A 20,910-nucleotide genomic window follows, 5' to 3' on the forward strand; every position below is an offset into this window, starting at 1 on the left:
CCCTAGCCCTCTCCCACTTCGTGGGCAGAGGGGACTGATCGCGGTTTGCTTTGCTCCCCTCTGCCCGCTTGCGGGAGAGGGGCCGGGGGAGAGGGTTTCAGGCTCTTCGCACAGCACGAAAAGAACAAAGGACACACCCATGCTACAAGTCGAAAAGCTTCATCAATTCTATGGCGGCAGCCACATCCTGCGGGGCCTGTCGTTCGAGGCCAAGGTCGGCGAAGTCACCTGCCTGCTGGGCCGCAACGGCGTGGGCAAAACCACCTTGCTGAAATGCCTGATGGGCCTGATTCCTTCCAAGGAAGGCGCCGTGCAGTGGGAAGGCAAAGCCATCACCGGCTTCAAGCCACACCAGCGCGTGCACGCGGGCATCGCCTACGTGCCGCAGGGCCGCGAGATCTTCGGCCGGCTGACCGTGGAAGAGAACCTGCTGATGGGCCTGTCGCGCTTCCCCGGTTCGCAAGCCAAGGAAGTGCCGGCGTTTATTTACGAGCTATTCCCGGTGCTCAAGGAAATGAAACAGCGCCGTGGTGGCGACCTTTCCGGCGGCCAGCAACAACAGTTGGCCATCGGCCGCGCGCTGGCGAGCAAACCGCGCCTGCTGATTCTCGACGAACCCACCGAAGGCATTCAGCCCTCGGTGATCAAAGAGATCGGCGTGGTGATCAAAAAACTCGCCGCCCGTGGCGATATGGCGATTCTGCTGGTGGAGCAGTTTTACGACTTCGCCGCCGAACTGGCCGACCAGTACCTGGTGATGTCGCGCGGCGAGATCGTCCAGCAAGGCCGTGGCGAAACCATGGAAGCCGACGGCGTTCGCGGGTTGGTGGCGATTTAAACGCCAACACAACATCTTGTGGGATGGGCTTTAGCCGCGATGCCTTTGATCTTTAAAAGCATCGCGGCTAAAGCCCCCTCCCACAAAGATCAAAAGCCGTTACGAGGCGAACTCTGCCTCCGTCTTCGCCAGCTGCCGCTTAACGCTATCCAGATGCAACCGCGCGCTCTCGGCATTGCCGATCAACATCTGTTTGCCCGCCGCCTCGGCAATCTCGTGGGGCACCGCCTTCAACGCGCGGCCACTGGCCATGGCTTTGAGCTGCACCTCGGCCGCCCGCTCCAGGTAGTAGAGGTCATCCCAGGCCTCGGCAATGCTCGGCCCCAGCACCAGCGGGCCATGGTTTTTCAGCATCACCACATCGGCGTCCCCTGCCGCGCGGGCGATGCGTTCGCCTTCGGCATTGTCCAGCGCCAGGCCGTTGTAGTGCTCGTCCACTGCCAGGCGCCCGTAGAACTTCAGCGACGTCTGCCCGGCCCACACAAAGGGCTCGCCTTCGAGCATGCACAGTGCGGTGGCGTTAGGCATATGGGTATGGAAGGCCGCCGTGGCACGCGGGTTGAGGCGGTGCAGCTGGGCGTGGATAAAAAACGCCGTGGCTTCGGGTTTGCCCTCGCCCAGCACCACGCGGCCATTGAAGTCGCAGATCAACAGGGACGAGGCCGTGACTTCGGCGAACGCCAGGCCATAGGGGTTGACCAGAAACAGCTCGGGGTGCCCCGGCAGTACCACCGAAAAGTGGTTGCAGATGCCCTCGCCCATGCCCAGGCGGGCGGCCATGCGAAAGCAGGCGGCGAGGTCGACGCGGGCTTCGCGGATGGCCGGTGTGTTGAGGTCAGCGGCCAATACCTCGGCGGCAGGGGCACGGTTGAGTTCGAAAGCGTGGGCCATGGGGAGGACTCCTTAACGGGCGATGGGGTAAGCCTAGCGGCGTGATGGCGAATGAGTAGGGGCAGATGCATGGGGTGCGTGGGCCAGATGGATCGGCGGTAGATTCGGCCCTCACCCCTAGCCCCTCTCCCGCAAGCGGGAGAGGGGAACTTGACCGCGTACGTGGCCATATCACCGTTTGCCTCCCTCTCCCGCTTTGCGGGAGAGGGGCCGGGGGTGAGGGCCGCTGCAAACACAAATCCCCTGACCCACCCATTCCCCCCATCTGGCCCTACGACCCCGGTGACGTTTATTCCTAAGGTGGCCCCATTCCAATGCCCACCTCTTGAGGTCCGCCATGAGCAGCGAAATCACCAACGAATACGTCCACGCCCTCGACCGCCAATTCGTGTTCCATTCCTGGTCGGTCCAGAGCGCCCTCAACCCACTGGTGATCGCCGGTGGCGAAGGCTGCACGCTGTGGGACTACGCCGGCACCCAGTACCTGGATTTCAGCAGCCAGTTGGTCAACACCAACATCGGCCACCAGCACCCGAAAGTGATCGCCGCCATTCAGCAACAGGCCGGCTCGCTGGTCACCGTGGCCCCCGCCACCGCCAACCTGATGCGCGGTGAAGCAGCCAAGCGCATCCTCAGCCATGCGCCGAGCAATTTCAGCAAGGTGTTCTTCACCAACGCTGGCGCCGATGCCAACGAAAACGCCATGCGCATGGCCCGCCAATTCACCGGCCGCGACAAGATTCTCTCGGCCTACCGCTCCTACCACGGCAGCACCGGCTCGGCGATCGCCGCCACTGGCGACCTGCGCCGCGTTCCCAACGAATTCGCCCGTGGCCATGTGCACTTCTTCAATCCCTATCTGTACCGCAGCGAGTTTTATGCGACTACCGAACAGGAAGAATGCGAGCGCGCCCTGCAGCACTTGCGCCGTGTCATTGAATGCCAGGGCGCCAACTCCATCGCCGCGATTCTGATGGAAAGCGTACCCGGCACCGCCGGCATTCTGGTGCCGCCAAAAGGCTATATGGAGGGCGTGCGCGCCCTGGCCACCGAGTTCGGCATGCTGCTGATTCTGGACGAAGTGATGGCCGGCTTCGGCCGCACCGGCGCCTGGCTGGCGATGGATAATTTCGACGTAGTGCCGGACCTGATCTGCTTCGCCAAAGGCGTCAACTCAGGCTACGTGCCGGCCGGTGGCGTGATGATTTCCCAGCCGATTGCCGAGTTCTACGAGAACCGCTTTTTCCCCGGTGGCCTGACCTACTCCGGTCACCCGCTGGCGATGGCCGCCATCGTCGCCACCCTGGATGTGATGGCAGAAGAGGGCATCGTCGACAACGCCCGGATGATCGGCCAGGACCACCTCGGCCCAGGCCTCAAGGCGCTGGCGGCCAAGCATGCGTTGATTGGTGAGGCGCGTGGTATTGGTTTGTTCTGGGCGTTGGAAATGGTCAGCGACCGGGTCAAGAAAACCCCGTTGGCGGCGCCGGTGATGGCGCAGATGAAAGCCGCCTTCCAGGCCCGTGGGCTGCTCACATTCATCGTCGAAAACCGCATTCATGTGGTGCCGCCGTGCATCGTCAACCCAGCGCAAGTGGCCCAAGCGCTGGCGATTTTTGATGAGGTAATTGGCGAGTTTTCGCGTAGGTTGGGTTGAGCAAAGCGAAGCCCAACGATACGAATAAGGCAGCCCGCTTGCGCAACCAAACAGGACGACCGGGGGCGTGCAGGCGTCCTGTTGAAAGCGGTGTAATGGCGAATTCTTGCGTATCGTTGGGCTTCGCCTTTGGCTCAACCCAACCTACGCTCTACCAATAATTCTCCACCGCCACTGCCCCTGGCCTGCGCGTCAAACTCAGCTGCATATCCCGCTCTTTCAACACCGCCCGGCAGTCTTCAATCATCTGCGGGTTGCCACACAGCATCACCCGCGAATGCTCCGGCGTCAGCTCCAGGCCCACGGCCTTTTCCAGCTCGCCATTGGCAATCAACCCGGTCACCCGCCCGTGCAAGGCGCCGGGCACTTCTTCACGGGTCACGATCGGAACGTAGACAAACTTGTCGGCGTACTCAGCCAGGTACTCGCGCTGCATCAGCCCGGCGATCATGTCCTGGTAGGCCAGCTCGGTCGCGGTGCGCGCGCTATACACCAGCACGACTCGGTCGAAGCGCTGCCACACCTCGAAGTCCTGCAGGATCGACAGGAACGGCGCCAGCCCGGTGCCGGTGCCGATCAGCCACAGGTCGCGGCCGTCGACAAAGCGGTCGAGGGTCAGGTAACCAATGGCCTGGCGCTCCACCAACAGCTCATCGCCCACCTGCAAACGGCTCAGCTCGCTGGTGAACTCGCCGCCCGGCACCACAATGGAAAAGAACTCCAGGTGCTCGTCATGGGGTGCCGACAGCATCGAATAGGCACGCCACACCACACTGCCATCGGCCTTCTGCACGCCCAGACGGGCAAACTGCCCGGCGCGGAAACGAAAGCCGGCATCACGGGTGGTGCGCAGGCTGAACAGGGTGGGCGACCAGGGCCGCACATCCAGCAGGGTTTCGCGGGTGAACTTATCGTCGCTAGCGGTCATACACACAGGTCCTGTCAGAGCCGAGGGCGCAGTGTCGCGCAAAGTGGCGCCGGGCAATACCCGCAAAGCATAGGGTTTTAGCCGGTGCAGCCAAGACTTTGGCCGCGTAAGCCATGGACGCCTGCGGGCAATCGGCAGAGTGTTGGCGCACAACAACAAGCGGGGAAACGCCCATGTCATTCGCTCAAAAAACCATCTGGATCACCGGCGCCTCATCCGGCATTGGCGAGGCCTTGGCCAACGCTTTTCTACAGCAAGGCGCGAAGGTGATTGTGTCGGGCCGCCGGGTCGAAGCACTCAACCGCGTCGCCGCCCAGGCGCCAGAGCGCTGCCTGGTGCTGCCGTTTGAAAGCACCGACTACCCGGCCCTGCCAGACGTGGTCGAACGCGCGTGGGCCTGGAGCGGTCAGGTCGACCTGTTGATCAACAACGCCGGCGTCAGCCAACGCAGCCTGGCGCTGGACACCCACCTGGACGTGTACCGCCAGTTGATCGAAGTGGACTACATGGCGCCGCTGGCCCTCACCCAGTTGCTGCTGCCAAAAATGGCCGAGCGCCGTGGCGGCCACCTGGCCGTAGTCAGCTCGGTGGCCGGTAAAGTCGGCACGCCGCTGCGCACTGGCTACTGCGGCGCCAAGCACGCGGTAATCGGCTACTTCGACGCGATCCGTGCCGAAGTGGAAGAGGCTTACGGCATTGCCGTCAGCGTGATTCTGCCGGGCTCGGTGCACACCTCGGTGGCGGTCAACGCACTCTCGGGCGATGGCAGCGCGCGTGGGCATTCCGACCCGAATATTGAAAACGGTATGGACGTGGCAGTGGCGGCCGAGCAGATTCTCGCGGGCCTGGCAGAGCGCCAACGCGAGATTCCGATTGCCGAAGGCATCGAAGCCATGGCGCTGAAACTGCGCGTGGCCAACCCCGAGCAGCTGTACAGCCTCACCGCCAAAGAAGGCGCGCGGCTGGCCGCGCAGCGTGAGGCGGGTGGGTCGTTGGACCCGAGCAATATCCAGTCGGGGACTTGACCTCAACAGCATCGCGACTGAAGCCGCTCCTACGAATTGTGCGATCTGTAGGAACGGCTTCAGCCGCGATGCTCGTCAAGACCCAAACCGCGCCAGTTGCATCTCTTGCAACCGGCTCAAAGTCCGGCGAAAGGCGAAGGCCAGGTAGCCCTCGGTGTACAACGCCTCGAGCGCCACCTCGGCCTGCACATACAGCGGCACTCGGCGGTCGTAGCATTCGTCCACCAAGGCGATAAACCGCCGCACGCTGTCATCGCTGGCCGACAGCGCCGGCAGCTGCCGATCCCCCGCCAGCACTTGCTGCACGCCATCCTCGGTACCGCGAGCAATTTTCGCCGCCCGCTGCTGGCCACTGAGGTTGGGCACCTCACTGAGCAGAATGGCGCCGAAGCGGTCGCACAGGGCGATAAAGTCCGTTGCGGCAAACGGCTTCTCACACAGCTCGGCGAAACGGCACCAAAGCACACTGTCGGCATAGGCCTCGGTCACCAGGCTGCGATTGCCCACGTTTAGCGCGCCCTGCTCCACCGCCTGCCCGTCGCTCAAGGCTGCGAACACAGCGGCCAACGGCGCGCCCTCGGCGCTGGGCCAATAGCGCTGCAGTGCTACGCCAGGGTGCAAGCGATGGTCTTCACCGCCATCAATTGCCACCACCTGCATATGCGCTTCGATGGCCGCAATCGCCGGCACAAACCGTTCGCGGTTGAAGCCGTCGGCATATAGCTGCTGCGGCGGCTGGTTGGAGGTGGCGACCAGCACCACGCCCTGTTCGAACATCAGGGTAAACAGGTTGCCGAGGATGATCGCGTCGCCAATGTCGCTGACAAACAGCTCATCAAAACACAGCACCCGCAGCTCCTGACCCAGCTCGACCGCCAGGGCGCGCAACGGGTCGGGCGTGCCGGTGAGCTGGAACAGGCGCTGGTGCACCCACTGCATAAAGTGATGGAAATGCTGACGTCGCGCGGGCACCTGCAGGCTGTGGAAAAAGCAGTCCATCAGCCAGGTTTTGCCACGGCCGACCGGGCCCCATAAGTAGACACCGTGGTTGAGCGAGTCATGGCACTGCTGCAAGGCTTCAGCGGCTTGCTGTTGGGCGGCGTCGGGGAAGAAGCCGTTTTGGCTGATGGCGTGGTGGTAGGCGGCCAGGGGTTGCATGAACGAGGTCCAGACGGATGAAGGGGGAGCATACGCGGTTGCGTTCGGCGCGGCCCTCACCCCTAGCCCCTCTCCCGTAAACGGGAGAGGGGAACTGAACGCGGTCTGCTGGTCTCCCCTCGCCCGCTTGCGGGAGAGGGGCCGGGGGTGAGGGGCTGTTTCGGTGTGACAGCCTCCCCCACATCAGCCATCATTGCCGCCCTTGCTCCCCTGCGGTTTGTGCCATGCCTGTATTCACCACGCCCTTCGCCTCCCTCGACCTGTTCCGCCAGCCGCCGCAACGCGATGACCCGTTGCAGGCCTTCGATGCGGCGGACGAGTACCTGCTCAACCACCTGGCCGAACAAGGCCTGGCCACTGACGCGCGGGTGCTGGTGCTCAACGACGGCTTCGGCGCCCTGGCCGCCAGCCTGGTGGGCAAGGCACAGGTGATCAGCAGCGGCGACTCTCACCTGGGCGCACTGGCGCTGGCCAACAACCTGGCGTGCAACCAGTTACCCGCCGACAGCGTGCAGTTCGTGCCCGCCAGCCAAACCGTGAGCGGCCCGTTTGATTGGGTGCTGATCCGCATCCCGAAAACCCTGGCCCTGCTGGAAGAACAGTTGATTCGCCTGCACGGCCAACTCGCCCCCGGCGCGCGCGTGGTGGCGGCCGGTATGGTCAAACATTTGCCGCGCAGTGCAGGCGATCTGCTGGAGCAGTACATCGGCCCGGTGCAGGCTTCGCTGGCAGTGAAAAAAGCCCGCCTGCTGCTGGTCACGCCGGTGGATAAACCCGCAGTGACCTCGCCCTACCCCAGCCGCTACCTGCTCGACAGCCCCCGCCTGGAACTGCTCAACCACGCCAATGTGTTCTGCCGTGAAGGCCTGGACATCGGCACCCGCGCTTTCCTTCCGCACCTGCCGCTAAACCTGGGCACGGCACGGGTCGCCGACCTCGGTTGCGGCAACGGCGTACTCGGCATCGCCTGCGCCCTGAACAATCCCGAGGCACAGCTGACCCTGGTGGATGAGTCGTATATGGCGGTGCAGTCGGCTCAGGAAAACTGGCGCGCGGCGCTGGCAGACCGGCCGGTAGAGATCCGCGCCGGCGACGGTCTGGCCGACCAGCCGGAAGATTCACTGGATATCGTGCTGTGCAACCCGCCCTTCCACCAGCAGCAGGTGGTCGGTGATTTCCTCGCCTGGCGCATGTTCCAGCAAGCCCGCGCGGCGTTGGTGACAGGCGGCGAGCTGTGGATAGTCGGTAACCGCCACCTCGGTTACCACGCCAAGCTCAAGCGCCTGTTTCGCGGGGTTGAGCAGGTGGCGGCGAATCCTAAGTTTGTGATTCTGAAAGCGATCAAGTAGGCCATCGAGCGTTATGGCGTGGTCATCCCCGCTGCATGCATAAACATCCGCAGCAAATACGACACCGCCCCCAACGCCAGCACGCTGGCCGTCCAGATCGCCACCAGCCAGCCGAGGCGTTTCCACAGCGGTTTTTTCTCGGTGTCGTCCATTAGCGGCTCTCCCTAGTGGTAGCCCTGATCCGGTGTCACCTTGCCGCGGAATACGTAGTAGCTCCAGGCGGTGTACATGAGGATGAACGGGATGATGAACAGCGCCCCGACCAGGATGAAGCCCTGGCTCTGCGGCGGCGCGGCGGCCTGCCAGATGCTCACCGACGGCGGGATGATGTTCGGCCACAGGCTGATGCCCAGCCCGCTGTAGCCGAGGAAGATCAGCACCAGGGTCAGAATGAACGGCGAGTAGTTACGGTTGTTGTGCACCGTGCGCAGCAAGCCGTAGAAGGTCACCAGCACCAGCAAGGGCACCGGCAGGAAGTAGAACAGGTTGGGCAGACTGAACCAGCGCTCGGCGATTTCCGCGTGGGCCAGTGGCGTCCACAGGCTGACCACCCCGGTCACCCCCAGCAACACGAAGGCCAAGGGGCGCGCCAGGTCATGCATCTGGCCCTGCAAACGGCCCTCGGTTTTCATGATCAGCCAGGTGCAGCCGAGCAGCGCGTAGGCAGCGATCAGGGCAAAGCCGCAGAAGATCGGGAACGGTGCCAGCCAGTCCAGCGAGCCGCCGGCGTAGGTGCGATTGACCACCGGCAGGCCGTCGATATACGCCCCCAGCGCCACCCCCTGGAAGAAGGTTGCCGTCAGCGAGCCACCGATAAAGGCCTTGTCCCAGATATGCCGTTTGCGCTCTTTGGCCTTGAAGCGGAACTCGAAGGCCACGCCGCGAAAGATCAGCCCCAGGAGCATGAAAATAAGCGGCAGGTAGAGGGCGCTGAGGACCACCGCATAGGCCAGCGGAAAGGCGCCGAACAGCGCCGCGCCGCCGAGCACCAGCCAGGTCTCGTTACCGTCCCAGACCGGTGCCACGGTGTTCATCATGATGTCGCGCTCGCCGTCGTCTTTGACGAACGGAAAGAGGATGCCGATGCCCAGATCGAAGCCGTCCATGATCACGTACATCATGATGCCGAAGACGATGATCACCGCCCAGATCAGTGAAAGATCAATGCCCATGGGTAGTGCTCCCGTCGTTGCCATCATGGTTCTGGTCAGCTTCCAGGCCTTCACCCGGTGCCGACAACGGCCGCGCCGGGGTGCGGTGCTGGCCAGGACCGCCAATACCTTGTTCCTTGCCCTCGTCGGTGACCGGGCCTTTACGCACCAGACGCACCATGTAACCGAGGCCGACGCCAAACAGGGCGAAGTACACCACCACAAACAGAATCAGGGTCAGGCTCATCTGCGCGAAGCTGTGGTTGGACGAGGCGTCCGCCGTGCGCATCAGGCCGTACACCACCCAGGGCTGGCGCCCGACTTCAGTGGTGAACCAGCCGGCGAGAATCGCGATCAGCCCGGAAGGCCCCATCCAGAGCGCCAGGTAGAGGAACGGTCGGGACTCATACAGCTTGCCGCGAAAGCGCAGCCACAGGCTCCACAGCCCGCAGAAAATCATCAGAAAGCCGAGGCCGACCATGACCCGGAATGACCAGAACACGATGGTGGAATTGGGCCGGTCTTCGGGCTTGAACTCCTTCAGCGCTGGCACTTGTTTGTCCAGGCTGTGGGTCAGGATCAGGCTACCGAGGTAGGGAATCTCCACGGCGAAGCGGGTCTTTTCCGCTTTCATGTCTGGCCAGCCAAACAGGATCAGCGGGGTCGGCTCGTCACCGACGTTTTCCCAGTGGCCTTCGATGGCAGCGATTTTGGCTGGCTGGTGCTTGAGGGTGTTAAGGCCGTGGAAATCGCCAATCACCGCCTGGACCGGGGCGACGATCAGCGCCATCCACATGGCCATCGACAGCATGCGCCGGATCGCCGGGTTGTCGCGCTTGCGCAGCAGGTGCCAGGCCGCCGACGCGCCGACGAAAAACGCCGTGGCGAGGAACGCGGCGGTGGACATATGCAGCAGGCGATAGGGGAATGACGGGTTGAAAATGATCGCAAACCAATCCATCGGCACCACCCGGCCGTCGATAATCGCGTGGCCCTGCGGGGTCTGCATCCAGCTGTTGGAGGCGAGAATCCAGAAGGTCGAAATCAGCGTGCCGATGGCCACCATCACTGTGGCGAAGAAGTGCAGCCCAGGGCCTACGCGGTTCCAGCCAAACAGCATGACGCCAAGGAAACCGGCTTCGAGGAAGAAGGCCGTAAGCACTTCATAGGTCAGCAGCGGCCCGGTGACCGCCCCGGCAAAGTCGGAGAACGCGCTCCAGTTGGTGCCGAATTGATAGGCCATGACCAGGCCCGAGACCACGCCCATGCCAAAGTTGACGGCGAAGATCTTCGACCAGAAGTGGTACAGGTCGCGGTAGGTTTCGTCATTGGTCTTCAGCCACAGACCTTCGAGCACCGCCAGGTAACTGGCCAGGCCGATGGTGATGGCCGGGAAGATGATGTGAAAGGAAATGGTGAACGCGAACTGCATGCGTGCCAGATCCAGCGCCTCTAAGCCAAACATGGATATTCCTCATCAAAAACGGTCAGCGAGCGTTCTCCGGACCTTGTGTTAGCCCCGGAAAATGGCAATCGGTTCAGGAAATTATTGTTATGGCGGGCCTATAAAAGGGTGGGCCAGGGACCCGGCACGGAGTACGAATGGGTGTACTGACGTAGGTCAAAGCCTAGCGCGTTTAGGGGATTGGGGATTATGTGGTGGATTGTCGCGCGAAGCTTTGGATTGGATTGAATTGGTGGAGTTCTTCTTTACCGCGTTGGCTGAACGTTTTGTTTCGCGCCTTACGCGCGAGTTTCTTTTTCCAGTCGTCGGTGAGCCGAACCATAAAAAAAAATCCAAAAAATCTTGCCCCAACCTCGGCCCTACGCTGCGCTTCGGGTCCCCTCCTTCCGGCCCCTGGAGCGGCGACGGAGCGAGGGGAGTTTTCACGCAGTGAAAACCCAAGGTGGGGGCAAGCGTTTTGCCTACTTTTCCGCGACTGGAAAAGTAGGTCGCGCGTAAGGCGCGAAACAAAACGCCCAGCCCACGCGATAACCCAGAAAAACACCAAACAAAAACCGGGCGATCAGTGGCCGCCCCAAGCCACTCTCAACCCACCTCATGCTAGCCTGTCGCCCCTCCTCCCCCGCCCGACCCAAGACTCCCTACGCCATGTCCACATCCGGCTCGCAGCTGCTCCGTCACCAAACCCCATTCCTGAAATTCTGGCTAGCCCGCGTCTGCACCGCCAGTGGCTTCCAGATGCTCACCGTCGCCATCGGTTGGCACATGTACCAACTCACCGGCAATGTCATGGACCTGGGCTGGGTCGGCCTGGTGGAGTTCCTCCCGCGGGTGCTGTTCATGCTGCACACCGGCCACGTCGCCGACCGTTATGACCGGCGCAAGGTGGCTGCCATCTGCCAAGCCTGCCAAGCCATGATCGCCTTCGCCCTGGTGCTGGGCAGCACCAGCGGCGACGTCACCCGCGAGATGATCTTCGTGCTGGCCTTCCTGCTCGGCAGTACCCGCGCCTTCGAAATGCCGGCGACCCAGGCGTTGCTACCCAGCCTGGTGCCAGCAGCGTTGTTTCCGGCGGCGATTGCCGCGTCGTCGTCGGCGATTCAGACCGCCACCATCGTCGCCCCGGCGCTCGGTGGTTTTCTGTATGCCTTTGGCAGCATCTGGGTCTATGCGCCAACCACGGCGCTGTATGTCATCGCCTGCTGCCTGATGCTCAGCCTGCCGAAAAACCAGGCCAAGCTGAATCAGGAGCGGCCGTCGATCCATTCGCTGCTGGCGGGTATTCGTTTTATCCGCAGCCGCCCGGACATCTTCGGCGCCATCTCCCTGGACCTGTTTGCCGTGCTGCTCGGCGGTGCCACTGCGCTGCTGCCGGTGTTCGCCAAGGACATTCTGCTCACCGGCCCCTGGGGCCTGGGCATGCTGCGTTCGGCGCCGGCGGTGGGGGCGTTGTTGATGGCGTTCTGGATTGCGCGTTTCCCGATCAAGCGCAAGGTCGGCCGGGTGATGTTCATTGCGGTGGGCGTATTTGGCGTGGCGACTATCGCCTTCGGCCTGTCGACGTCCTTCTGGTTCTCGCTGCTGGTGCTGGCGATTCTCGGCGCGGCGGACATGATCAGCATGGTCATCCGCGGCGCCTTCGTGCAGTTGGAAACCCCGGACGCCATGCGCGGCCGGGTCAGTGCGGTGAATGGTTTGTTCATCGGCGCGTCGAATCAGCTCGGTGAGTTCGAGTCCGGGCTTACCGCGCATTGGCTGGGCACGGTGAATGCCGTGGTGCTCGGCGGGGTCGGCACCCTGCTGATCACCGGCACCTGGTACAAGCTGTTCCCGACCCTGGCGCAGCGCGAAACCTTGAGCGCGCCAGACAAGTAGGTTGGGTTGAGCGCAGCGAAGCCCAACGAGACGATCAAAGCAGCTTGTCGAGGGTGATCGGCAGCTCGCGAATCCGTTTGCCGGTGGCGTGATACACGGCATTGGCGACGGCCGCGGCAACGCCCACCAGGCCGATTTCGCCGACGCCCTTGGAGCCCAGGGCGTTGACGATGCTGTCCTGCTCATCGACAAAAATCACCTCGATCTCGCCCATATCGGCATGCACCGGCACGTGGTATTCGGCGAAGTTGTGATTGATAAAGCGGCCCAGTTCATGGTCCATCTGCGTCTCTTCCTGCAGGGCCATGCCGATACCCCAGACCACGCCACCGAGAATCTGGCTGCGCGCGATTTTCGGGTTGACCACCCGCCCCGCCGCGATGGCGCTGACCACCCGGCTGACGCGCACTTTGCCCAAGGCCTCGTCCACCCGCACCTCCACGAACACGGCCGAATGGGTGGCGGTGGCGTAGGGTTCGCGTTTTTTTGCATCGGGCTCGGCGTCCACCTGGGCCTGCATCTGCGCACTGCTGCTGCTGCGCACGATCTCGGCCAGCGCCAGCTGCTGGCTGGGGTCGGCCTTCAGAAGCAGCTGGCCGTCGACGAACTCGACCTGGTCCCGACTGACGTCGGCAAACGGCGAATCGTCGATTTCCTGCGCTGCCTCCAGGAGCTGTTTCTGCAAGGCTGTGCAGGCTTGCTGCACCGCACTGCCCACCGAGGAGATGGTGAACGAGCCGCCTTGCAGCGGTGCGGTGGGCAGGCTGGAGTCGCCGATCAGCACCTGCACGTTGTCGCTGCTCACGCCCATGGCGGCTGCGGCGATCTGGGTCAGGGCGGTGTAAGTGCCGGTGCCAATATCGGTGGTGGCGCTGCTCACGTGCAGGCGGCCATCGCCGTCGAGCACCACACGGGCACTGGCTTTTTGTTGCATCGCTTCCCACACCCCGGTGGCCACGCCCCAGCCCAGCAGCTCATGGCCATCGCGCATGCTGCGCGGTTCGGGCGAACGCTTGGCCCAGCCGAAACGCTCGGCGCCTTCGCTGTAGCACTCGCGCAGGGCTTTGCTGGAATAGGGTTTGTCTTCGTTCTGGTTGCGCTCGGTGTAGTTGCGCAGGCGCAGTTGCAGCGGGCAGATATTCGCCGCGTAGGCCAACTCGTCCATCGCGCATTCGAGGGCGAAGACCCCGGAGGTAGCGCCGGGGGCGCGCATGTCCAGTGGGGTGAACACATCCAGCGGCACCAGTTGGTAATCCAGGGCCAGGTTGTCGCAGTGATAGAGCATGCCGGACCACTCCACCAGGTGTTCGGTGAAGTCTTCGAAGCGCGAGGTCTGGGCGACGGCCTGGTGCTTCACCGCCTGTAGCTTGCCGTCGGCATCGGCGCCGAGCGTCAGGCGCTGCACGGTCGGCGGGCGGTAGCCGAAGGTGAACATCTGCTGGCGGGTCAGGGCCAGGCGCACTGAACGCTTGAGCTTGAGCGCGGCCATCACCGCCAGAGTGAGCTGGTACTGCGGGCGCAGGCCGGAGCCAAACGCGCCGCCGACAAAATGCGCCACCACCCGCACGCTACCAGGCTCGAGGCCAAATACCTGCTCAACGTAAGTGCGGCAGTTCTGCGTGCCCTGGGTTTTGTCGTAGATCAGCAGGCCGCCGTCGGGCTGCACGATCACGGTGGAGGCATGTGGCTCCATCGGGTTGTGGTGCTCGACCGGCGTGCGGTATTCCACCTCCACGGTGGCGCTGCTACGGGCCAGTGCCGCAGGCACATCACCGCGAAGTTTGGGTAACTCGGCGGGGGCTTTGTGGGCCTTGCCCAGCTGCGCGTTCAAGTCGGTTTGATGCGGCTCACTGTGGTAGTCGATCTGCACCTGCGCAGCGGCCATGCGCGCCTGCTCCAGGGTCTTGGCCACGACCAGCGCCACCGGCTGGCCGCTGTAGAGAATGCGGTCGTTGTACAACGGCCGGAACGGCGAGCCGTCGGCAGCATCGGCATCGCTATAGGACTCGTCGTAGCTGGCCAGCGCGGGGCGGTTGAGGTGGCTGAGCACCAGCAATACGCCCGGCAGCGCCAAGGCCGCACGGGCGTCGATAGCAACGATGCGGCCATGGGTGATGGGGCTGGAAATCACCCAGCCGTAGGTGAGCTCGGCGCTGTGAAAATCCGCCGCGTATTGCGCGCCGCCGGTGACCTTGGCGACGCCGTCGACACGGTCCATCGGTACGCCCATGGGCGCCTCCAGCGGCACGCTGAAAGGTTTGACGGTGGCAGTCATACGGCCTCCCCGGCTTGCGCGGCATCGGTGAGGGCACGCACCACGGCCTGCCGCGCCAGTTGAATTTTGAAGCTGTTACGCCCCAGGCCATTGGCGCCATCGAGCAGCAGGTCGGCGGCCAGGCGGAAATTCGCTACCGTCGCCGGCTTGCCCACCAGCACCGCTTCGGCATCGGTATTGCGCCAGGGTTTGTGCGCGACGCCGCCCAAGGCAAGGCGTGCTTCGCGGATCACATGGCCGTCGAGATCCAGCGCGGCGGCCACCGATACCAGGGCGAAGGCGTAGGACTCGCGGTCACGCACTTTCAGGTAGTGGCTGTGGCCGGCAAACCCGGCAGCGGGCAATTCGACGGCGGTGATCAGCTCGTTGTCCGCCAGCACATTGTCGCGGTGCGGCTCATCGCCTGGCAGGCGATGGAAGTCGGCGAAGGCGATCTGCCGGCTACCTTGCGGGCCCGCCACATGCACCACCGCCTGCAGCGCGGCGAGGGCCACGCACATGTCGGAGGGGTGAGTGGCCACGCAGTGTTCGCTGGCACCGAGAATCGCGTGGTTGCGGTTCAAACCGTGGCGCGCGCTGCAGCCCGAGCCAGGTTCACGTTTGTTGCACGGCGTGGCGGTGTCGTAGAAATACTGGCAGCGGGTGCGCTGCAGCAGGTTGCCGCCGGTGCTGGCCATGTTGCGCAACTGCGGCGAAGCGCCGGCCAGAATCGCCTGGGCCAGCACCGGGTAATCGTGCTCGACGCGCGGGTGCCAAGCCAGCTCGCTGTTGCTCACCAGGGCACCGATCAGCAGGCCGCCATCCATGGTGTCCGTCACTTCATGCAGAGGCAGCCCGGTGATGTCGATCAGCCGTTGCGGGCGCTCGACGTTCTCTTTCATCAGGTCGATCAGGTTGGTGCCGCCGGCGATAAACCGCGCGTGCGGGCCTGCCAGTTGCAGCGCCTCGTCCACCGCTGTGGGCCGTGCGTAGGTGAACGGGCTCATGCCGCATCCCCTTTGTTGATAAGGGCTGGGTCAATCAGCGCCGGGGCGCTGGTCTCCAGCTCGCCGCGGCAGGCCGGCAAGGCCTCTTCGATGGCCGCGAGAATGTTGTTGTAGGCGCCACAGCGGCACAGGTTGCCGCTCATTTGCTCGCGGATATCGGCGCGGCTGTGGGCGTGGTTTTCCCCGGCCATGGCCAGCGCCGAGCAGATCTGCCCGGGCGTGCAATAGCCGCACTGGAAGGCGTCGTGCTTGATAAAGGCGCGCTGCAAGGCATGCAGTTCATCACCATTGGCCACCCCTTCGATGGTGGTCAGCTCGGCGCCGTCATGCATCACCGCCAGGGTCAGGCAACTGTTGATGCGCTTGCCATCCAGCAGCACCGTGCAGGCGCCACATTGGCCGTGGTCGCAGCCCTTCTTGGTACCGGTGAGGTGCAGTTGTTCGCGGAGTAGGTCGAGCAGTGTGGTCCAGGCTTGCACCTGCACACGGCGCTGCTCGCCGTTGATGTTCAAACGAAGGGTGTGCGGGGCGAACAGGTCATCGCCCTGCCCTGCCTGGGTGGTCGTCATAGAGGCCTCACGGTAATCGGCTGCCGCGTGAAAAAACGGCGGCGCAGTTGGCTGCGTCTATGGGTTACGACTTGGCGGCAAAAGGATGTGTTCAGGTTTTTTCCGGACGCGTTTGCAACCGCTGGACACAGGTGACCATTCATCGCACTACCCGGCAAATGGCCATAGCACCTACAGCCCCCGTAAACCCTCGCATCGCCCCGCTTCGCTTGCCGGGAAAAGGGCCCGTAACCGCAGCGCCGCCCCGTCCTTGACGCTTACAGGGGGAACCATCGGAAAAAAACGGCAGTCGGAACCTTGTCCCGCCAACTCGCTTAGCACCCTTAGCAACTCCGTTGGCAACCCTGATTACCGCGAGGAGGCCTTGTGACTTTCAGCACCCCTAATGCCGCTACCGGCAAACGTAAACGACTGCGTCAAACCCTGACCACCACCACGACCGTACTGACCCTGTTGGCCGCCGGCCAGCTCTGGGCCTTCAGCCTCGACGATGTGGCAGAAAAGGCCAAAGCCCTGGCCGCACAGAAGTACGTGGTGCCCAAGAGCAACCTGCCCAGCGAGTTCAGCGACATGAAATTCGCCGACTACCAGAAGATCCGTTTTCGCCCCGAGAAGGCTGAGTGGCAGGACCTGCAAACGCCGTTCAAGTTGTCGTTCTATCACCAGGGCATGCACTTCAATACGCCGGTGAAGATCAACGAAGTCACCGCCACCACCGTCAGTGAAATCAAGTACGACCCCAGCCGCTTCGATTTCGGCGACCTCAAGTTCGACGCCAAAGCCACCGAGCAATTGGGCTACGCCGGCTTTCGGGTGCTCTACCCGATCAACAAGGCCGATAAGCAGGACGAGATCATGACCCTGCTCGGGGCCAGCTATTTCCGCGTGGTCGGCAAGGGCCAGACCTACGGCCTGTCGGCGCGCGGCATGGCCATCGATACCGCCCTGCCCTCGGGTGAAGAATTCCCGCACTTCAGCGAGTTCTGGATCGAGCGGCCCAAGCCCGGTGAGAAGCAGTTGGTGATCTACGCCCTGCTGGATTCGCCGCGTGCCACCGGCGCTTATCGCCTGGTGCTGCGCCCTGGTACCGACTCGGTGGTGGATGTGAAAACGCGCATGTACCTGCGCGAGAACGTCGCCCAGCTTGGTGTGGCGCCACTGACCAGCATGTTCCTGTTCGGCGCCAACCAGCCGCCGAAAACCCTCAACTACCGCCGCGAACTGCATGACTCCAGCGGCCTGTCGATTCATGCCGGCAATGACGAGTGGATCTGGCGGCCGCTGAACAATCCCAAGCACTTGGGCGTCAGCAGCTTTGCCGTGGAGAACCCTAAAGGCTTCGGTCTGCTGCAACGTGGCCGCGACTTCTCCCACTACGAAGACCTCGATGACCGCTACGACCAGCGCCCCAGTGCCTGGATCGAACCCCAGGGCGATTGGGGCAAGGGCACGGTCAACCTGGTGGAGATTCCCACCGCCGATGAAACCAACGACAACATCGTCGCCTTCTGGAAACCGGCCGAGCTACCGGAAGCTGGCCAGCCCATCGACTTCAGCTACCGCCTGCACTGGAGCGCCGACGAGGCCTCGCTGGGTTCGCCGGAATTGGCCTCGGTGAAACAGACTCTGCGCTCCACCGGCGATGTGAAGCAGTCCAACCTGATTCGCGAGCCCGATGGCAGCGTGGCGTTCCTGGTCGACTTCGAAGGCCCGGCACTCAAAGCCCTGCTCGAAGATGCCCCGGTACGCAGCGAAATCAGCCTGGATGACAACGCCAAGCTGATGGAAAACAACGTGCGCTACAACCCGGAAACCAAGGGCTGGCGCCTGACCCTGCGGTTCAAGGTGAAAGACCCGAGCAAGCCGGTGGAAATGCGCGCCGCTCTGGTCAAGGACCTGCCGGTGGAAGTGCCGGCGGCGGTCGATGAAGAGCAGCCCAAAGCCAAACCGACGCCACCGCCAGCGCCACCCGCAGTTGCTGATGCCAGCGCCTCGGCCACGCCGACCAGCGCACCCGCGGCGCCGGTCAACGAGGACCTGCCCGCACCGCCAGCGCCCCCTGTACAGGTGCTGAGCGAAACCTGGAGTAACCAGTTGCCCGCCGATGAATAAGCCCGCCGCCATCACCGTCCGCGAATACTTGGCCCATCTGCCGCTGAGCGAAGACCAGCGCGCCGAGCTCAGTGGCAGTCGCTCGTTGCTGGAAGTGCACCGGCGCCTGGCCGCACAACCGGTGGCGGACAACCAGGCGGCGGTGCAGGCTTCGGTGGCGCAGCGTCTGACCTTGCTCAGCACCGATGCGCAGATGCTCGATAGCGATGCCGAGGGCCGCGTGCGCCTGAAAGCCACGCCGCCGATCAAACGCACCCGGGTGATTCCCGAGCCGTGGCGGACCAATGTGCTGGTGCGGTTGTGGCGCAACCTGCGCGGCAAGGAAAACCCGCCGGCGCCGCCGAAACGGCAACTGCCGTCGGCGCGTTGGCGGCATGTCGGTTCCCTGCGTCGTTACATCCTGCTGGTGCTGATGCTTGGCCAGACGCTGGTGGCGGGCTGGTACATGAAAGGCATCATGCCGTACCAGGGCTGGGCGTTTTTCGAGTGGGAAGAAGTGCGCCAGCAAACCCTGCTGCAGACCGCTACCCAGGTGCTGCCGTATTTCCTCCAAGGCAGCATTCTGCTGTTGTTCGGCATTCTGTTCTGCTGGGTGTCGGCGGGGTTCTGGACCGCACTGATGGGTTTTCTCGAACTGCTCACCGGGCGCGACAAATACCGCATCTCCGGAGCCAGCGCCGGTCACGAACCGATTGCCGCCGAGGCCCGCACCGCCATCGTCATGCCGATCTGCAACGAGGACGTGGCGCGGGTGTTTGCCGGCCTGCGCGCCACCTATGAATCGGTGGCGGCCACCGGCGAGTTGCAGCACTTCGATTTTTTCGTGCTCAGCGACAGCAACGACGCCGACATTGCCGTGGCCGAGCAACAGGCCTGGCTGGATCTGTGCCGGGAAGCCCAGGGCTTCGGGCGAATTTTCTATCGCCGTCGACGCCGCCGGGTAAAACGCAAAAGCGGCAACCTCGACGACTTCTGCCGGCGCTGGGGCAGCGAGTACCGCTACATGGTGGTGCTGGATGCCGACAGCGTGATGAGCGGCGACTGCCTGACCAGCCTGGTGCGTTTGATGGAAGCGACCCCAGACGCCGGCATCATCCAGACCGCGCCACGCGCCTCGGGCATGAACAGCTTGTATGCACGCATCCAGCAGTTCGCCACCCGCGTCTATGGGCCGTTGTTCACCGCCGGCCTGCACTTCTGGCAACTGGGCGAATCGCACTACTGGGGTCACAACGCGATTATCCGCATGCAGCCCTTTATCGAGCACTGCGCGCTGGCGCCGTTGCCCGGCAAGGGCGCGTTCGCCGGGGCGATTCTGTCCCACGACTTTGTCGAGGCGGCGTTGATGCGCCGTGCCGGCTGGGGCGTGTGGATCGCCTATGACCTGCCTGGCAGCTACGAAGAGCTGCCGCCCAATCTGCTCGATGAGCTAAAACGCGACCGCCGCTGGTGCCACGGCAACCTGATGAACTTCCGCCTGTTCATGGTCAAGGGCATGCACCCGGTGCACCGCGCGGTGTTCCTGACCGGGGTGATGTCGTACCTGTCGGCGCCGCTGTGGTTCTTCTTTCTGCTGTTATCCACCGCCCTGCTGGCGACCAACACGCTGATGGAGCCGCAGTACTTTATGGAGCCACGCCAGCTGTATCCGCTGTGGCCGCAGTGGCACCCGGAAAAAGCCGTGGCGCTGTTTTCCACTACCGTGGTGCTGCTGTTCCTGCCCAAGCTGCTGAGCGTGGTGCTGGTCTGGGCCAAAGGCGCCAAGGCCTATGGCGGTAAGCTGCGGGTAACCGCGTCAATGCTGCTGGAGATGCTCTTCTCGATTCTGCTGGCGCCGGTGCGCATGCTGTTCCACACCCGTTTTGTGCTGGCGGCGTTTCTCGGTTGGGAAGCGGTGTGGCACTCGCCGAGCCGCGATGACGGCTCCACCAGTTGGCGCGAAGCCGCGGTACGTCACGGCCCGCAAACCCTGCTGGGGGTGTTGTGGACGGCGTTGGTGGCCTGGCTGAACCCGAGTTTTCTGTGGTGGCTGGCGCCGATTGTCGGCTCGCTGATGCTGTCGATTCCGCTGTCGGTGTTGTCCAGCCGGGTGGGCCTGGGGTTACGCGCCAAGGACGAGCAACTGTTCCTGATCCCCGAGGAATACGCGCCTCCCAAAGAGTTGCTGGCCACCGACGAGTACAACCACGAAAACAACTGGCATGCCCTGCATAACGGCTTTGTGCATGCGGTGGTCGACCCCAAGCAGAACGCCCTCGCCTATGCGTTGGCTACGGCGCGTCACCGTCAGGCTGAGCCGCTGGAATGGCAGCGTACCGAGCAGGTGCGCCACGCCCTGAAAGTCGGCCCGCAGCAGTTGGACGGCAGTGCACGCATGGCCCTGCTCAGCGACCCGGTGGCGATGGCGCGGTTGCATGCCGCTGTGTGGGAAGAAGAAGAGCCGGGGGCCTGGATTCAGAGCTGGCGCGAGACGATAGCCAAAGATCCCCATGCGCCGTTGTTGCCGTTGCCGGCGGTGACGGGGAGTGCGGTGCCGGCGTAATGAAGATCAAAGGCTCGCGGCTGAAGCCCCTCCCACACAGATCTCGGTTTTTTGTGGGAGGGGCTTCAGCCGCGATGTTTTTGATCGGT

At 63.5% G+C, this 20,910-nt stretch carries 16 protein-coding genes; 7 read left to right on the top strand and 9 right to left on the bottom strand.

Annotation, left to right across the window (positions count from 1 at the left end; genetic code table 11):
• The first annotated feature begins 139 nt into the window (after positions 1-139).
• Positions 140-838 carry an urea ABC transporter ATP-binding subunit UrtE gene (gene urtE, locus C8K61_RS21515; protein ID WP_108098335.1) on the top strand — a complete coding sequence of 233 codons (699 nt, stop codon included), beginning with the start codon at positions 140-142 and terminating at the stop codon, positions 836-838.
• A gap of 99 nt (positions 839-937) precedes the next feature.
• On the opposite strand, the gene C8K61_RS21520 is transcribed toward urtE, so the two are convergent.
• On the bottom strand, positions 938-1,729 hold the full coding sequence (locus C8K61_RS21520) for an aldolase (RefSeq protein ID WP_108098336.1): 792 nt from the start codon (positions 1,727-1,729) through the stop codon (positions 938-940).
• 337 nt (positions 1,730-2,066) lie between these two features.
• On the opposite strand from C8K61_RS21520, the gene C8K61_RS21525 reads away from it, so the two are divergent.
• Entirely contained in the window at positions 2,067-3,386 is a 1,320-nt protein-coding gene (locus C8K61_RS21525) for an aspartate aminotransferase family protein (RefSeq protein ID WP_108098337.1), read from the top strand.
• 151 nt (positions 3,387-3,537) lie between these two features.
• Here the strand turns inward: C8K61_RS21525 and C8K61_RS21530 are convergent, their stop codons facing one another.
• The gene (locus C8K61_RS21530) at positions 3,538-4,314 is read right to left on the bottom strand and encodes a ferredoxin--NADP reductase (RefSeq protein ID WP_108098338.1); all 777 of its coding nucleotides are present in this window, start codon (positions 4,312-4,314) and stop codon (positions 3,538-3,540) included.
• A 173-nt stretch (positions 4,315-4,487) separates the two neighbouring features.
• On the opposite strand from C8K61_RS21530, the gene C8K61_RS21535 reads away from it, so the two are divergent.
• Entirely contained in the window at positions 4,488-5,339 is an 852-nt protein-coding gene (locus C8K61_RS21535; RefSeq protein WP_108098339.1) for an SDR family NAD(P)-dependent oxidoreductase, read from the top strand.
• Between the two features lie 75 nt (positions 5,340-5,414).
• Here the strand turns inward: C8K61_RS21535 and zapE are convergent, their stop codons facing one another.
• A complete protein-coding gene (gene zapE / locus C8K61_RS21540; protein ID WP_108098340.1) occupies positions 5,415-6,497 on the bottom strand; it encodes a cell division protein ZapE in 1,083 nt (360 codons plus the stop codon).
• A 224-nt stretch (positions 6,498-6,721) separates the two neighbouring features.
• On the opposite strand from zapE, the gene C8K61_RS21545 reads away from it, so the two are divergent.
• On the top strand, positions 6,722-7,846 hold the full coding sequence (locus C8K61_RS21545; RefSeq protein ID WP_108098341.1) for a class I SAM-dependent methyltransferase: 1,125 nt from the start codon (positions 6,722-6,724) through the stop codon (positions 7,844-7,846).
• Between the two features lie 11 nt (positions 7,847-7,857).
• On the opposite strand, the gene C8K61_RS21550 is transcribed toward C8K61_RS21545, so the two are convergent.
• The 3 genes from C8K61_RS21550 to C8K61_RS21560 are packed head-to-tail and all read right to left on the bottom strand — an operon-like array spanning position 7,858 to position 10,462.
• Entirely contained in the window at positions 7,858-7,998 is a 141-nt protein-coding gene (locus C8K61_RS21550; protein ID WP_108098342.1) for a DUF2474 domain-containing protein, read from the bottom strand.
• Between the two features lie 12 nt (positions 7,999-8,010).
• The gene (gene cydB / locus C8K61_RS21555; RefSeq protein WP_108098343.1) at positions 8,011-9,018 is read right to left on the bottom strand and encodes a cytochrome d ubiquinol oxidase subunit II; all 1,008 of its coding nucleotides are present in this window, start codon (positions 9,016-9,018) and stop codon (positions 8,011-8,013) included.
• Positions 9,008-10,462: a cytochrome ubiquinol oxidase subunit I gene (locus C8K61_RS21560; protein WP_108098344.1), complete on the bottom strand. Its 1,455-nt coding sequence runs from the start codon at positions 10,460-10,462 to the stop codon at positions 9,008-9,010. Before C8K61_RS21560 ends, cydB begins: the two co-directional genes overlap by 11 nt.
• A 648-nt stretch (positions 10,463-11,110) precedes the next feature.
• On the opposite strand from C8K61_RS21560, the gene C8K61_RS21565 reads away from it, so the two are divergent.
• Positions 11,111-12,337 carry an MFS transporter gene (locus C8K61_RS21565; protein WP_108098345.1) on the top strand — a complete coding sequence of 409 codons (1,227 nt, stop codon included), beginning with the start codon at positions 11,111-11,113 and terminating at the stop codon, positions 12,335-12,337.
• A gap of 34 nt (positions 12,338-12,371) precedes the next feature.
• Here C8K61_RS21565 and C8K61_RS21570 read toward each other — a convergent pair whose 3' ends face one another.
• The 3 genes from C8K61_RS21570 to C8K61_RS21580 are packed head-to-tail and all read right to left on the bottom strand — an operon-like array spanning position 12,372 to position 16,167.
• Positions 12,372-14,612: a xanthine dehydrogenase family protein molybdopterin-binding subunit gene (locus tag C8K61_RS21570; protein WP_108098346.1), complete on the bottom strand. Its 2,241-nt coding sequence runs from the start codon at positions 14,610-14,612 to the stop codon at positions 12,372-12,374.
• Positions 14,609-15,598, bottom strand: a complete 990-nt coding sequence (locus tag C8K61_RS21575; protein ID WP_108098347.1) for a xanthine dehydrogenase family protein subunit M — start codon at positions 15,596-15,598, stop codon at positions 14,609-14,611. Before C8K61_RS21575 ends, C8K61_RS21570 begins: the two co-directional genes overlap by 4 nt.
• The gene (locus C8K61_RS21580) at positions 15,595-16,167 is read right to left on the bottom strand and encodes a (2Fe-2S)-binding protein (RefSeq protein ID WP_108098348.1); all 573 of its coding nucleotides are present in this window, start codon (positions 16,165-16,167) and stop codon (positions 15,595-15,597) included. Before C8K61_RS21580 ends, C8K61_RS21575 begins: the two co-directional genes overlap by 4 nt.
• A 366-nt stretch (positions 16,168-16,533) precedes the next feature.
• On the opposite strand from C8K61_RS21580, the gene C8K61_RS21585 reads away from it, so the two are divergent.
• Together C8K61_RS21585 and mdoH are read left to right on the top strand one after the other, a co-directional pair.
• Positions 16,534-18,279 (top strand): glucan biosynthesis protein G, encoded by a 1,746-nt coding sequence (locus C8K61_RS21585; RefSeq protein ID WP_108098349.1) that lies wholly within the window; start codon positions 16,534-16,536, stop codon positions 18,277-18,279.
• A complete protein-coding gene (gene mdoH, locus C8K61_RS21590) occupies positions 18,272-20,821 on the top strand; it encodes a glucans biosynthesis glucosyltransferase MdoH (RefSeq protein ID WP_108098350.1) in 2,550 nt (849 codons plus the stop codon). The genes C8K61_RS21585 and mdoH overlap by 8 nt, the downstream gene beginning before the upstream one ends.
• The last annotated feature ends 89 nt before the right edge of the window (positions 20,822-20,910 follow it).

Source organism: Pseudomonas sp. GV071, from assembly GCF_003050835.1.
In the GTDB taxonomy this organism is placed as follows: Bacteria; Pseudomonadota; Gammaproteobacteria; order Pseudomonadales; family Pseudomonadaceae; genus Aquipseudomonas.